The sequence below is a fragment of the Nostoc sp. DedQUE05 genome (genome assembly GCF_034530955.1).
GTDB lineage: Bacteria > Cyanobacteriota > Cyanobacteriia > Cyanobacteriales > Nostocaceae > Nostoc.
This window is the reverse complement of the sequence record NZ_JAVRCB010000036.1, coordinates 23,834-37,245: the sequence shown is the minus strand read 5'-3', so window position 1 is coordinate 37,245 and position 13,412 is coordinate 23,834. Positions and strand designations below refer to the sequence as shown.

Sequence of the window (13,412 nt, the reverse complement as noted above, 5' to 3'; positions counted from 1 at the left end):
CCACTAGATGCGCCACCAGTAAAGGGGTTGCCGCTACCACCAGATGCATTACCACTAGATGCGCCACCAGTAAAGGGGTTGCCGCTACCACCAGATGCATTACCACCAGATGCGCCACCAGCAGATGCATTACCACCAGATGCGTTCCCACCAGATGCGCCACCAGCAAAGGGGTTGTCGCTACCACCACCTAATGCACTAATATCACCGCCAAGGACTCCGATGAGTTGATTGAACGGATTATTGGTATCAGTTAAAGCCCGCTCGTCAAGTGGTCGCTCGTAATTATATTTGTACTTTCCATCTTCACTGGTTGTGGATGAGTTACCACCACCGATGAAGGAAGTGAAAGGATTACTACCGCTAGCAGCACCACCAAAGCCATCGCTACCAGAGCCACCGCCACCAGAGACACTGCTACCGGAGGCACTGCCACCAAAGCCACCGCTACCGGGGCCACCGCCACCAGAGACACTGCTACCGGAGGCACTGCTACCGGAGCCACCGCTACCATCTAAACTGCTGCCATCGCTGGACTGCCATTTGCCATCACTGAAAGAAAAATTGCTATTACCAGTTAAATTGTTACTAGTACTTTGTGACCCAGTTGTTTGATTGCTATTGCCAGAAGTTGCCATTAGAATTAAACTCCTATTACTCAAACTGAAATACCTCTATCAAGAGGAAGATTAACGACATGAATGAAAGCATTTTTTTTACTTTTATTTTCAATAAAAATTACTAATAAAAACAGCAATCACCACATTTAGTAAAAGTATATAAAATCAGATTTACATTTAAAATGAACAAAATTTCGATTGGATTGCCTATTCTTTAGATTGGATTGTCTATTCTTTCGATATTGTTGAGATAAATTTCAGCAAATTGTCCGATAATCCTGATAGTGAATGCTTTAGAGGCAGTTTGTACAGTAATTTGTTCGGCTCAAAGAGGGGCAAATTTATCTCTTTGGAGTTCGACAACACAATGCAATATAATTACACTACAAAAAAGAGAAAAGTGTAATTTTTGTAGTCTATTGAGTGAGAAAATATTACTTGTGAGGTTTTATCGAGTTTTAAAGATTCAAGTTCTGCGATCGCTCTAGCGATCGCATCTAAATTACTCGCGATCGCAACCAATGTTAAGAACCAACCAGAAAAATCAGCATTTCTCATTTGATTTATTTTCCAAGTCTCAAAGCCATATCTCCGATGGGCTACGCCTTGTGAAATCGCGATCGTTGCTCATTTCAATAAGCTGGGCTTGTTGAGAATAGAGAAAAAATAATGTCCCTTTTACATAATGTAATAATTGCTAAACTATGCACTAATAGTGCTAGAAAGTAAAACTAGAGTGAATCCTCAAGATAAATTAAGCAACAAATTGTTGAAAAGCGCTGTTGAAGTTTTTGAAATCAGAAAAAAGCTTGTGTATTTAGATTGCTCGATTTATGGTATTTTAGCTCAAGCGTGAGAAACCAAATGGTTCTCAATCGTAATGGTTATCCAAGAAGCAATGTCTACGACGGGCGCTTCCTGAGCGCACCCGTATCCCTCCGGGGAAGCAAGCTAGCAAGAGCGTCTCCGATAGGAGAAGGGCTGCGCCTACGCACAAAAGTTAGCTAATTGCGTTTTATCTTTTAAAGCTTCACTCTAGCAGAACATAGAACAATTTATCAGCCTGCTTTCTGGCTCAACTAATAATAAAATTCCCTAATTATGGAGTATAAAAAATGAAAAGTGTAGTAAGCGCAGCAGTTATATTAACATTGATTGGTGGAGCAAATTGTCTTCCTAGCTATGGAATATTATCAAATATCAAGCTTTCAAGCATAGAAGTTAAATCAATTGCTCAAGGTAATCATCAACAATTGATGGCTAGAGTTGGAACTACTTTAAATACTCCATTTTATCTGAGATATGGAAGGACAGCTTACCTCCCCACTGACAATATTGAAATCAAATTTTCAAAAGTTATCCAGGATTCTCGGTGTCCTTCTGATGTAACTTGTATTTGGCAAGGGCAAGTTATTATTGGATTAGACATCATAAAAAATGGTCAGCAAGTTTCAACATTAACGCTAACCCTTGTCCCAGGTCGTGATGCTTTACCAATTCAATTTTTAGATAAGTATTCGGTGAGATTGATAGGGGTTTCCCCGTACCCAAATAGCAAAAAGGCGATCGCACTCAAAGACTACATTGCTAAAATTGTTGTTAGTAAAAATTAGATGACTAAATAATTCGTAATTCGTAATTCGTAATTCGTAATACTCGCCTTTGGCGAGAAGCAAGCTACGTAATTCGTAATTCGTAATTAAAAAAGTTAGACTGAATCTGGATTTTCAGCTTGACATCTGTAGCCGGATTTTGGATAATCGGTATTTCTTCCCTGCGTAGATATATTCTCAGTATTTACTTATTTTTACATTGCTTGTCTAACGTAGTAGGATTGTTCAAGTGGAAGGGTGTGCCTTGCGGGGCGAGTAGCCATCGATCGCTAGCAGGCACCCTAAAATAAGAGCAAAAGACGATTCCTAAAACAAGCACACTCCATGCGTATTTCTCTAAATTGGCTGCGCGAACTAGTAGAGATAAAACTTAGTCCAGAAGAATTAGCCGAAACCCTGACAATGGCGGGGTTTGAGGTTGAAGAGATTGAAGACCGCCGCACTTGGGCAAATGGTGTGGTCATCGGCAAAGTGCTTGAGCGTCAACCCCATCCCAACGCCGATAAATTGAGTGTTTGCCAAGTGGATATCGGTACAGGTGAAACTTTAAATATTGTCTGTGGCGCTGCCAATGTGAAGGCAGATATCTATGTACCTGTGGCAACTACGGGTACTTACTTACCCAAAATAGATTTAAAAATTAAACCTGCAAAACTACGTGGTGTCCCATCTCAGGGCATGATTTGTTCTTTAAAGGAACTTGGTTTGCCTACCGATGTAGACGGAATCCACATTTTTACCCAGGAAAATTTACCATTGGGTAGTGATGTGCGGCCGTTGTTGGGTTTAGATGATGTAATTTTAGACCTGACGGCAACTGCAAATCGCGCTGATGCTCTGAGTATGGTAGGTGTAGCCAGAGAAGTAGCAGCTTTAACGGGTGGAAAGTTGAGCATTCCTGAACCTGCTGAAGTATCTATTCCCAAAAATGCCGGAAATTTAGCTTTAAAAATTGCCGATACCCAAGCTTGTCCTGCATACATCGGTACGGTAATTGAACAGGTGAAAATTGCTCCATCTCCCGAATGGCTGCAACAGCGTTTGCGGGCGGCTGGGGTACGTCCTATCAGTAATGTGGTGGACATTACTAACTACGTTTTGTTGGAATGGGGACAACCACTGCACGCCTTTGATGGCGATCGCCTAAAATCTATTGCAAGTAGTGAAAATTTAACCATCGGCGTTCGCTTCGCCAATAATGGAGAATCGCTCAAAACCCTGGATGGACAAACTCGCACCCTGATAACCCAAAATTTGTTAATCACCGCTAACGACAGGCCCGTTGCCCTGGCGGGAGTCATGGGTGGAGAAGAAACAGAAGTCCATCAAGGTACTCAAAGCCTAGTTTTAGAAGCAGCTTTATTTGATTCTGTGGCAATTCGCCGTTCTTCGAGGAGTGTAGGGTTAAGAAGTGAGGCTTCTGGCAGATACGAACGGGGAGTTAATCGGGCTGAGTTGGAAATAGCTAATCGCCGCGCCTTATCCTTAATTAGCGAATTAGCGAGTGGAATTATTGTCCAGCAAGAAATTGCCGACACCCGCCCCGATCCGTCTACCTGGAGTCGTTCTATCGCCCTGCGTTTAGAGCGAGTTAATCAGATATTGGGGCCGATAGATTTAGGAGAAGATACAGGCGAACTGCAAAAACAAGATGTTGAGCGCATCCTAACTGCATTGGGGTGTCAGTTGACTTCTTCAGGAGAAGATAGCAGCCATCAACCTACGTGGTCTGTTTCCGTACCACCCTATCGTTACCGCGACTTAGAGCGCGAAATTGATTTAATTGAAGAAATCGCCCGTCTCTATGGTTACAACAAATTCTGCGATACTTTACCAGAAAAAGCGGAAGCTGGCTATCTGCCTTTAGATGAGGAAGTGATTCGCAAATTACGAGCTTTCCTCCGGGCTGAAGGATTGACAGAATTAATCCACTATTCTTTAGTCAAACCAGGAGAAGACAGAAATATAGTACTGTCCAATCCCTTATTTGTCGAATATTCAGCGCTGCGAACCGATTTGATCTCTGGGTTAATTGATGCTTTTCAATACAATTTAGAGCAGGGTAATGGTGCGCTGAACGGCTTTGAAATCGGGCAAATTTTCTGGCAAGAAGAAGACGGTTTGCAAGAAACAGAAGCCCTAGCGGGAATTATGGGAGGGGATATTTCCGTTGGCAGATGGTCAAAAAGTGGACGCGAAGAACCCATCACCTGGTTTGAAGCCAAAGGCATTTTAGAAAGTGTATTTCGGCAACTTAGCTTGCAAATCGAATTTCAACCCGATCGCCGCGACGATCGCTTACATCCAGGACGCACTGCTTCCCTGTGGATTCGGGGTAACAGACTAGGGATTTTTGGACAACTCCATCCCCAACTGCGACGAGAAAAAGGTTTACCAGATTCCGTTTATGTCTTTCAATTGGATCTAGATGTGCTTTTAGATTCTCTGGGAGAAGATGAAATTCTCGTCTCCAGATTCCAGCCTTATTCTACATATCCAGCTAGCGATCGCGACATCGCCTTTTTCGCACCCGTGAAAATCTCAGTTGTCGAAATTGAAAAAGTAATTACCAAAGCTGGTAAAGATTTGCTCGAATCGGTGGAATTATTTGATGAATATCGGGGCGAAAACGTCCCCGAAGGACAACGGAGTTTAGCATTCCGCTTAATTTATCGGGCTAGCGATCGTACTCTGACTGAGGCTGAAGTCGAACCAGTACATAATAAAGTCCGCGAAGCTTTGGTGGAAAAATTCGGTGTTAACTTGAGAAGTTAGTCATTTGTCATTTGCTAGGAGTGAGAAATTAATAATATCAAGTCCGGGTAATTAGTTTGATTTCCACAATTATTACACCCCACCCCCAACCCCTCCCCGCAGGCGGGGAGGGGAGACAAAGCGTAGCTTTGGCGGGGTGGGGTTCTTGAAGTTTAATAAGTAACCAAGCGAACATGATATAATTCCTCACTCCCCGATGCACTGGCTGCAAAATCTAAAATCCAAAATCTAAAACTTGTACTGAGCGAAGTCGAAGTATCCAAAATCCAAAATAGTCTTAACCATGCCTAAATATGTACTCTGGGGAACTTACTGCGAAGACGTTATCGAAAAACGCGCCCCCTATCGTCAAGCTCATTTAGACGGATTAGCAAAACAGAAAGAATCCGGTGTGCTGATTACTATCGGCCCCACCAAGGATGTTACAAAAGTTTTTGGGATTTACGAAGCCGAAGACGAAGCCACTGTGCGCCAGTTAATTGAAAACGATCCTTACTGGAAAAATGGCATCTGGACTGAATATTCAGTCAAAGAATGGATTCAGGCTTTATAAATTGGTGTTGGGCATTGGGCATGGGAAGATGAGCTTGAATGTTGAACCTTTGAACTCGGAAGTTGAACCTCTGAACTCGGAAATTATACCTTTGAACTCGGAAGTTGTACCTCTGAACTCGGAAGTTGCACCTTTGAACTCGGAAGTTGCACCTTTGAACTCGGAAGTTGAACCTCTGAACTCGGAAGTTGAACCTCTGAACTTAAAACTTTCAGCTATTTCTCCCATCTCCCCATGCCCAATGCCCCATGCCCCATCCCCCCATAATTATGAAAACTTGGCAGGTTGATTTTTATCGTCGTCCCTCACAAGATGCGTCTGGACAAATTTTATGGGAATTGTTGATTTGTGACGCAACTCGCAGCTTTGAATATGAAGCCACCTGTCTCCAGTCAGCAGCAAATTCTAATTGGGTTGCGACTCAACTTGAGCTAGCTGCTGGTGAAAAATTGCCAGATGTAATTCAGGTGTTTCGTCCTCAGTCTCTAAACTTAATTGAGGCGGCTGGACGCAATTTAAGTATAAATGTCGAACCTACCCGCCACACCTTGGCGTTAAAGCAGTGGTTAGAAGAAAAGCAATATCCCTCAACCCTGGATAAACCACCCCCAACACCATTACCAGAAAACCTTTGGGGAGAACAATGGCGTTTTGCAAGTTTAGCTGCTAGTGATGTAGAAACGAGATTTAGCGATCGCCCCATTCCCATTTTGCACATTCCAGAACATTTCAAACCCATCAATTTAGGTTTGGCATCAACAGTCCCCGTTCCTGGTGTCGTAATTTATGGAGGACGGCAATCAATGCGCCTAGCACGGTGGTTGCAGCAAGCCCGTGCCGTCAGCTTGAACTACATTTCTGGCGCACCGAATGGCTTAATATTAGAAGCTAGCTTGGTAGATAGGTGGATTGTTGCCACATTTGAAGATCCAGAAGTTACAACAGCAGCCCAAGCATTTGAACAACGCAAAAAACATTGCCGAGGATTGCATTTTTTGTTAGTTCAACCCGATGATTCTGGTATGACTTATAGCGGCTTTTGGTTATTGCAGACAGAAAATTGATATTAATTGCCAAAAATATTTGTCTGTAGTTCTGGGATTTGTGGTTTAGAGGTGTTAGAGAATAAAAATAGAGATAAAAGTGAGACAAAGGCAATGAACAACTTAAACTATTTCTTCCTGCTTTTGACTTAAATACATCGCAATTCCTTTCTCGTAGTAAGCTGCTTCATTAATAAAAATAGGATAAACAGTAGACGCTCCCTCATAGAAAATATCTTTTCCTTCAAAAGTCAGAAACATTGGATCGCCTGGATGCAAAGGTTCATAATCCCTAAACTGAAGCTGGGGGTGAATCATGGCTTGAATTTCCCCGCGTAGGCGCAGCCCACCGTAGGCATCGCTTCTCGGATAATCGATAGTCTGAATGTATTTATAAAGTGTAAGGTGATTGCTTGTCTGCGGAATATTACCCTGATTGCACCTTTCAAAATAATCTAAAACTGCATAAATAAGCTGTTCTGTCTCCTGAAATAATTTAGCGTTTAAAACATTTTGAGCTACAGCACCAACTTCTATAACAAAACCCAATTCGCACAAAGAACGGAGAAAACCATTTTCTTTGGATTCCTGATTAATAAAGACTTTCACCAAAGGATTGATAGAACTTAAATAAGCGCCTAACCGGAGCAAGAAAGGATGCATATCACAAAAAATCAGACTTAACCCCATATTGGCAGTTGTGCTGTGCAAATCAACAATTACATCTACAAACGGCTGATTTTGCGGTTGCAATATCTGTTGAATTGCTTTTGCCCGCATATCTTCATAACTTGAGAGTTGGGGATTTTGTAAACCTTGATTAGTGAAACAACGATTTAAATCTTTTTCAATGTATCGTTTGCCTTCTTCAATAGCTTTGAGATTGCCAAGTAATGCCAGAGTTTCAAAACTTGCCCTGTTAATTAAATTAGGATATTGCTGAAACTTTTTGACTAAATGTACTCCTGTTAACTCATTACCGTGGTTTCCTCCAACGATCGCAACTCGTTCAATCTGACTCATAACAACCTCACTGGCTCCCCTACGGTTATTGAGAATGGTGCAAGATACAAGATAGAAGTATAACTGCTGCTGACTAAATCTTGTAAAAGTCTGACGCGATGTCTACGACGGGCGGTTCCTGAGCGCAGCCGTAGGCGTAGCCTCTCGTAGAGAAGGGCTACGCCTACGCTACAAGTTCAAGCCAAAATGTGATAACTGTTAAGCTGTTGGTTTTAGCACAAAAGGGGAGGAAATTTATGGAGTATAATTTTCAAGCGATGCCTTCGGCGGGCTACGCCTACGCTGAACTTTACAAAAACGCTCTCCTCAACGACGTACTCCCCTTTTGGGAAAAATATTCTCTTGATTGGAAGCAAGGCGGCTATTTCACCTGCCTCGATCGCGAAGGCAAAATTTATGATACAGACAAATTCATTTGGCTGCAAAACCGCCAAGTATGGACTTTTTCCATGCTTTACAACCAGCTAGAAAAGCGCGAAAATTGGCTAAAAATTGCCAGCAACGGCGCTAATTTTCTCGCCCAACATGGTAGAGATAGCGATGGTAACTGGTACTTTGCCCTCACCCGTGAAGGGAAACCATTGGTTCACCCCTACAACATCTTTTCTGATTGCTTTGCAGCGATGGCATTTAGTCAATATGCACTTACTGGCGGCGAAGAATGGGCAAAGGATGTGGCGATGCAGGCTTATAACAACGTATTACGCCGCAAAGACAACCCGAAGGGCAAATATAATAAAACCTATCCCGGCACACGCCCGATGAAATCATTGGCTGTACCGATGATTTTAGCCAACCTGACTCTAGAAATGGAATGGTTGCTACCAAAAGAAGCACTAGAGAATGTCCTAGCTGAGACAGTCCGCGAAGTGATGACCGATTTTCTCGACCAAGAACGGGGACTAATGTACGAAAACGTTGCCCCTGACGGTTCCTACATCGATAGTTTTGAGGGAAGGCTGATTAATCCAGGTCACGGGATCGAAGCGATGTGGTTTATCATGGACATCGCACGTCGGAAAAACGACACCAAAACTATTAACCAAGCCGTCGATGTGGTGTTAAATATTCTGAATTTTGCTTGGGATAGCGAGTACAGCGGACTGTATTACTTTATGGATGCAGATGGTCATCCCCCACAACAATTGGAATGGGATCAAAAGCTGTGGTGGGTTCACCTAGAGTCTTTGGTTGCATTAGCGATGGGCTATCGCTTGACAGGGCGTGAGGTGTGTTGGGAATGGTATCAAAAGATGCACGATTACGCCTGGTCGCATTTTGCTGATTCAGAATACGGTGAGTGGTTTGGCTACCTGAATCGGCGTGGAGAAGTATTGTTAAACCTCAAAGGTGGCAAATGGAAAGGATGTTTTCACGTACCGCGTGCATTGTATCTTTGTTGGCAGCAATTTGAGGCGATCGCTACTCCTTTGCAATAAACTTCTTACATTTCTCTAAGGCTTGTTGCTGACTTAAGTAATCTTACAGTGGGGTAGTAACAAACAGGAAAGCTATAAAAGCGACAAAGCTTTGGAGTCACGAGCAAATGACAAGTCGAGAATTACCAGATTCTAACCAAGAAATCCTGTTGGAAAGGTATCAAGTGCAACAGGAACTAGGCAAAAAAGCCGGACGGCGATCGCTGCTAGCTCGTGACTTACAAACTCTAGAATTAGTAGTGGTCAAAATACTATCCTTTGGTAATGAATTTGAATGGAACGACCTCAAATTATTTGAGCGGGAAGCTGAAACTCTCAAAGCACTATCCCACCCAGCTATTCCTCGCTACCTTAACTACTTTGAGCTAGATTCACCCAACAGTAAAGGATTTGCACTCGTACAAAGTTATATCCCAGCCCAATCTCTAGAAGCACAACTAAAAGCTGGGCGTAGTTTCAGTGAAGAAGAAGTTAAGGAACTAGCAAAAGCCATTCTAGAAATTCTCAAATATCTGCATGGTCGTCAACCGCCCGTGATTCATCGTGATATCAAACCAAGTAATATTCTATTAACAAATCGCTCTGGTAATAGTGTTGGTGAAGTGTACTTAGTAGATTTTGGTTCAGTACAAACCATCGCCAGAAGAAGCAGCACAATTATAGTAATGGGAACTTACGGCTATGTACCACCAGAACAATTTAATGGTAGAGCTATTCCTGGTTCTGACCTTTACAGTTTGGGAGCAACTTTAATTTATTTAGTAACAGGTCAGCATCCAGCCGATTTACCACAAACTGACTTGCGGCTTGAATTTGAACAGTTAGCTAATATTAATCCTACTTTCAGCAGTTGGTTAAGGAAAATGACAGAACCGATTGCGAATCAACGTTTGACTTCTGCTGAAGACGCTTTGCAAGCTTTAAACAAACCAGGAAATACATCTCAGATTCCCAGGATACAAAGTAATTTACCCCCTAGAAAACCTCCTGGTAGTAAAATTGTCTTGATTAAGAATGCTAACTCTTTAGAAATTCTCATTTCACCTAGAGGTTTCTTTAGCCAAAGAACTATTATGACCTTAATTATATTTCTACTAATTCTTTTATTTATTCCTGTTTTACCAATTTTTTATGCTGGGATAAACATTTTCACATTAGCATCTTTAATATTATTTTCATCAATTGTAATTTTATTATTTATTTATACTTTTATAGGTATTTTTGGTAAAAAGAAGCTTTGTATTAATCGTCAAAAAATTGCCTTGATTTATGAATTGTTTGGAATTAAACGTCTTCACCCATCTCCAAGTTTTAGACAAGATATTCTACGTCTAGAACGAAGTAAGGATACTTATAATCAACCTTGCTTGACAATTTGGGCAGCAACTAAAAAGTATGACATTTTAACTGGTGAATTGCATTTTTTTCCTGCCACTCCTCCAGAACTTGACTGGTTAGCTTATGAACTTAGTGATTGGCTAGGCTTACCAATTACTAAAGAGTAAACTACAAACTAAATTCTGCTGCGCCATCCTCATCCACATCTGCATCTTTACCCATAGCAGTAGGTTTAAATTTAGAGCCATGAATTAATTCACCAAACGCAATTCCTGGATTTTGGTGAATAATATTCAGCACACTCATAAAATCTCGCACAATTTCTCCTGGTGTCAGTAATGCTTCTGCACCCAGGCGATTAATAATTTCTTGCACAAACTCCTTCAACTCACGATTTGTCAAAGTCTGTTCATAGCCAAAATTGAGCGCATGAATCTCAGCTAAACGTTGCAAAAGCGTTAATATTTCTGCTTCACTCAAAGGATTTAGCCGAATCACTGGCCCTAAATGTTCTTGAACATTAGCTTGTGCAACAAAACGACTTTCTTTGGTGCGTCTTTGCCAAGCTTGGTCTGCAAAAAGTCCCCGTTTGGGGTCTTCTAAAAATTTAGTTGTTCCACCAACAACAATACCAAGATGTTCTGCTTTACATTGCATGGTATCGTTAAACATTGCGAGGAGTCGATTATAATTTTTTTCTCGTGTAACGGTGGTAGATATTTGATATAAATGTACAGCTTCATCAACTAAAATTAACAGTCCTTTATAGCCAATCTCAGCGACAAATTTAGCAAACAGTTTTATATAGTCATACCAACTATCATCATCAATAATTACCCGCACTCCTAAAGCAGCTTTCGCCTCAACCTTAGTAGTAAATTCTCCGCGCAACCAGCGCATCGCTGCATTTTTTAAATTATCATCATCCAATCGGTAGCCACGCCAATAAGCGATAATCACGCTACCAAAATCAAAACCGTGAACTAAATCTTCAATATACTGAACCACTTGCCTAATTTTCGATTCAACTTGGTCATCAAAACCATCGTCATTGGGACGCATTTCAGTTTCTTTAACCACTTCTTGTTGAATTTTATTAATCCATCCTTCTAAAATCGAGACTAAAGCACCACCATCAGGACGAGTTTTTGTAGCGAGGTGGCTCATTAATTCTCGATAGGTAGCAACACCTTCATTGTTGCTTCCAGCTAATCGCCGTTCGGGAGATAAATCAGCATCAGCTACTACAAAACCTTGCTCCATAGCGCGGTTGCGAATTAGTTGTAATAAAAAACTTTTTCCTGAACCGTAGTTACCAATTATGAAGCGAAATGCTGCGACACCTTCTGCAATATCATCGAGATTTTGTAATAGGCTTTTTAGTTCTTTTTCTCGCCCGACTGCGATATATTCAACTCCTACTCTTGGTACTACCCCCGCACCAAGGGAATTGATTAAAGCAGTGGATATTTTCTTCGAGATTTTGAGCTTTGCCATGTATTACACTTCACTTTATTCTAAATGCAGAAACACGCGGTAAGTAAATAAGGGGTATCATCTTACTACTAAATTTTACGACGGCAATAACAATTTAATTTGACGAAGTATGTCTAGCCATGAGGCCTTCATACATCGCAATCATTTTTTTGACATCTGTTATATGCTCCTGATAAACTTTTGGACTTTCGGAATCAGAATTGATTATTAATTCTCCAATAGTATCATTTGCACGTTCATTTATAGAATCGATTAATAAATTTGGCATAGTAATATTTGCTTCGGCAATTTTTTTAATAGCACTATTGGGATTATCTTGTTCAACTATAGCTTTTAATACTTGTAACTCATGTCCTGGAAGATTTCCGAGAAAATTCGTCCATTCTTCAGAGATATTTTCCGATGTCTCAACTTCCGAATTTTCAATTACATTTGAAGATTCAATTATTTCGGAAAATGGAAACAACTCAATATCATCTTCTTGGGAATTATCAGATAAAGGCTCTGGATTCAAGGTTTCTACTTGTTGTAGTAATTCCCATACTTGATTTTGTAATGAGTCTCGTTCTTCTTGCAATAATGAAACTTGGCCTTGTAATTGCTGTAATTCGGCTTTGTGTTCTGCGAGTTGGGTTTGTGAATAATTAAGAATAGCTTGGATATTTTCTCTTTCGGTTTTCGTTGCTACCAGCAATTGATTATTTTGGGTTGTCTCAACTTCTAGCTCTTGAATTGCAATTCGCAGTTCGTATAATTTTTCTTCTAATTGGGGTTTGAGTCTGCCTAAAAGAGTTAAATTACTTTCAATTTCTTGTTTCTCGTGTTGTAGCTCGGAAATTTGACTTTGCAATTGGGCGATTTCAGCGCGAGATACATTACAATTTGACTCTAAACGGCGCTTTTCTGCGGTGAGAATAGAAAAAGCATTGTTCAATTCAGTTTGATTATTCTGCAAATTATTAATTTCAAGTTGCAGGCTATTAACTTCTGTTTCTAATTGCTTCTTTTGTCCGGCAAATGCTCTTAATTCTCGATGTAAACTATCTCTTTGGCTACGACTTTCTATAACTTGATTTTGCAGCTGTTGTGATTCAGCATATAGTAAATTATGATGTTCTTCAATTTGATTTATTTCTCTGACAACACGAGCCTTTAATTCCTCCATATCTTTAATTCGCTTGCGGAGCGAACCTAAAACAAACATTTCATAATTTCTACGCCGCTTATCTATGAATAATGCTGTTGTATGGATAGTAACGGCAGTAATTACACCTGTGAGAAAGGCTTTATTAAAATCCCAGCTTGGGACAAGGCTAAGACCAAAACTCACACTAAAGGCAACTATCACTAGTATAAATCTATTGCCGATCGTTACTGATTGCATATTGCTGGTTTTTAGCGTAGTTAAATTATCTGAATAAGTAGCTTTCATAGTAATTTATAATTCGTAATGAAGCTCTCTACGAGACGCTAAAAGCGTAGCTTGCTTCTCTGAAAGAGTACGTGGACTC

12 protein-coding genes and 1 pseudogene are annotated in these 13,412 nt (G+C 40.9%); 8 read left to right on the top strand and 5 right to left on the bottom strand.

The window, feature by feature from the left end:
• Window positions 1-638 (bottom strand): annotated as a pseudogene (locus RMZ42_RS24165) (hypothetical protein); the annotation flags it as partial.
• A gap of 360 nt (window positions 639-998) precedes the next feature.
• Window positions 999-1,178 carry a hypothetical protein gene (locus RMZ42_RS24160; protein ID WP_322673797.1) on the bottom strand — a complete coding sequence of 60 codons (180 nt, stop codon included), beginning with the start codon at window positions 1,176-1,178 and terminating at the stop codon, window positions 999-1,001.
• A gap of 306 nt (window positions 1,179-1,484) precedes the next feature.
• Here RMZ42_RS24160 and RMZ42_RS24155 point away from each other — a divergent pair, with 306 nt between their 5' ends.
• From RMZ42_RS24155 to RMZ42_RS24130, 6 genes are all read left to right on the top strand, one after another.
• Window positions 1,485-1,628, top strand: coding sequence for a hypothetical protein (locus RMZ42_RS24155; protein WP_322673796.1), 144 nt, complete (start codon window positions 1,485-1,487; stop codon window positions 1,626-1,628).
• Window positions 1,629-1,735: 107 nt separating this feature from the next.
• Window positions 1,736-2,233: a hypothetical protein gene (locus tag RMZ42_RS24150; RefSeq protein WP_322673795.1), complete on the top strand. Its 498-nt coding sequence runs from the start codon at window positions 1,736-1,738 to the stop codon at window positions 2,231-2,233.
• Between the two features lie 324 nt (window positions 2,234-2,557).
• Window positions 2,558-5,008, top strand: coding sequence for a phenylalanine--tRNA ligase subunit beta (gene pheT, locus RMZ42_RS24145; RefSeq protein ID WP_322673794.1), 2,451 nt, complete (start codon window positions 2,558-2,560; stop codon window positions 5,006-5,008).
• 283 nt (window positions 5,009-5,291) lie between these two features.
• A complete protein-coding gene (locus tag RMZ42_RS24140) occupies window positions 5,292-5,561 on the top strand; it encodes a YciI family protein (RefSeq protein WP_289799149.1) in 270 nt (89 codons plus the stop codon).
• A 28-nt stretch (window positions 5,562-5,589) separates the two neighbouring features.
• Window positions 5,590-5,850: a hypothetical protein gene (locus RMZ42_RS24135; RefSeq protein ID WP_322673793.1), complete on the top strand. Its 261-nt coding sequence runs from the start codon at window positions 5,590-5,592 to the stop codon at window positions 5,848-5,850.
• Complete coding sequence (locus RMZ42_RS24130) at window positions 5,831-6,625, top strand: Tab2/Atab2 family RNA-binding protein (RefSeq protein WP_322673792.1); 795 nt, start codon at window positions 5,831-5,833, stop codon at window positions 6,623-6,625. Before RMZ42_RS24135 ends, RMZ42_RS24130 begins: the two co-directional genes overlap by 20 nt.
• A gap of 102 nt (window positions 6,626-6,727) precedes the next feature.
• Here the strand turns inward: RMZ42_RS24130 and RMZ42_RS24125 are convergent, their stop codons facing one another.
• Window positions 6,728-7,627, bottom strand: a complete 900-nt coding sequence (locus tag RMZ42_RS24125; RefSeq protein WP_322673791.1) for an aspartoacylase — start codon at window positions 7,625-7,627, stop codon at window positions 6,728-6,730.
• 236 nt (window positions 7,628-7,863) lie between these two features.
• On the opposite strand from RMZ42_RS24125, the gene RMZ42_RS24120 reads away from it, so the two are divergent.
• Window positions 7,864-9,066, top strand: coding sequence for an AGE family epimerase/isomerase (locus RMZ42_RS24120; protein ID WP_322673790.1), 1,203 nt, complete (start codon window positions 7,864-7,866; stop codon window positions 9,064-9,066).
• A gap of 107 nt (window positions 9,067-9,173) precedes the next feature.
• Window positions 9,174-10,571 (top strand): serine/threonine-protein kinase, encoded by a 1,398-nt coding sequence (locus RMZ42_RS24115; protein ID WP_322673789.1) that lies wholly within the window; start codon window positions 9,174-9,176, stop codon window positions 10,569-10,571.
• A gap of 1 nt (window position 10,572) precedes the next feature.
• Here the strand turns inward: RMZ42_RS24115 and RMZ42_RS24110 are convergent, their stop codons facing one another.
• Both RMZ42_RS24110 and RMZ42_RS24105 read right to left on the bottom strand, forming a co-directional pair.
• Window positions 10,573-11,901 (bottom strand): ATP-binding protein, encoded by a 1,329-nt coding sequence (locus tag RMZ42_RS24110; protein ID WP_322673788.1) that lies wholly within the window; start codon window positions 11,899-11,901, stop codon window positions 10,573-10,575.
• A gap of 94 nt (window positions 11,902-11,995) precedes the next feature.
• Complete coding sequence (locus tag RMZ42_RS24105; protein WP_322673787.1) at window positions 11,996-13,333, bottom strand: tellurite resistance TerB C-terminal domain-containing protein; 1,338 nt, start codon at window positions 13,331-13,333, stop codon at window positions 11,996-11,998.
• Between the last annotated feature and the right edge of the window lie 79 nt (window positions 13,334-13,412).

Bases quoted from the DNA above. Each gene is read 5' to 3' on its own strand.
- RMZ42_RS24120 (WP_322673790.1), top strand. From the start codon at position 7,864: ATGGAGTATAATTTTCAAGCGATGCCTTCGGCGGGCTACGCCTACGCT.
- RMZ42_RS24140 (WP_289799149.1), top strand. From the start codon at position 5,292: ATGCCTAAATATGTACTCTGGGGAACTTACTGCGAAGACGTTATCGAA.
- RMZ42_RS24125 (WP_322673791.1), bottom strand. From the start codon at position 7,627: ATGAGTCAGATTGAACGAGTTGCGATCGTTGGAGGAAACCACGGTAAT.
- RMZ42_RS24110 (WP_322673788.1), bottom strand. From the start codon at position 11,901: ATGGCAAAGCTCAAAATCTCGAAGAAAATATCCACTGCTTTAATCAAT.
- RMZ42_RS24135 (WP_322673793.1), top strand. From the start codon at position 5,590: ATGAGCTTGAATGTTGAACCTTTGAACTCGGAAGTTGAACCTCTGAAC.
- RMZ42_RS24150 (WP_322673795.1), top strand. From the start codon at position 1,736: ATGAAAAGTGTAGTAAGCGCAGCAGTTATATTAACATTGATTGGTGGA.
- pheT (WP_322673794.1), top strand. From the start codon at position 2,558: ATGCGTATTTCTCTAAATTGGCTGCGCGAACTAGTAGAGATAAAACTT.
- RMZ42_RS24160 (WP_322673797.1), bottom strand. From the start codon at position 1,178: ATGAGAAATGCTGATTTTTCTGGTTGGTTCTTAACATTGGTTGCGATC.
- RMZ42_RS24130 (WP_322673792.1), top strand. From the start codon at position 5,831: ATGAAAACTTGGCAGGTTGATTTTTATCGTCGTCCCTCACAAGATGCG.
- RMZ42_RS24155 (WP_322673796.1), top strand. From the start codon at position 1,485: ATGGTTCTCAATCGTAATGGTTATCCAAGAAGCAATGTCTACGACGGG.
- RMZ42_RS24105 (WP_322673787.1), bottom strand. From the start codon at position 13,333: ATGAAAGCTACTTATTCAGATAATTTAACTACGCTAAAAACCAGCAAT.
- RMZ42_RS24115 (WP_322673789.1), top strand. From the start codon at position 9,174: ATGACAAGTCGAGAATTACCAGATTCTAACCAAGAAATCCTGTTGGAA.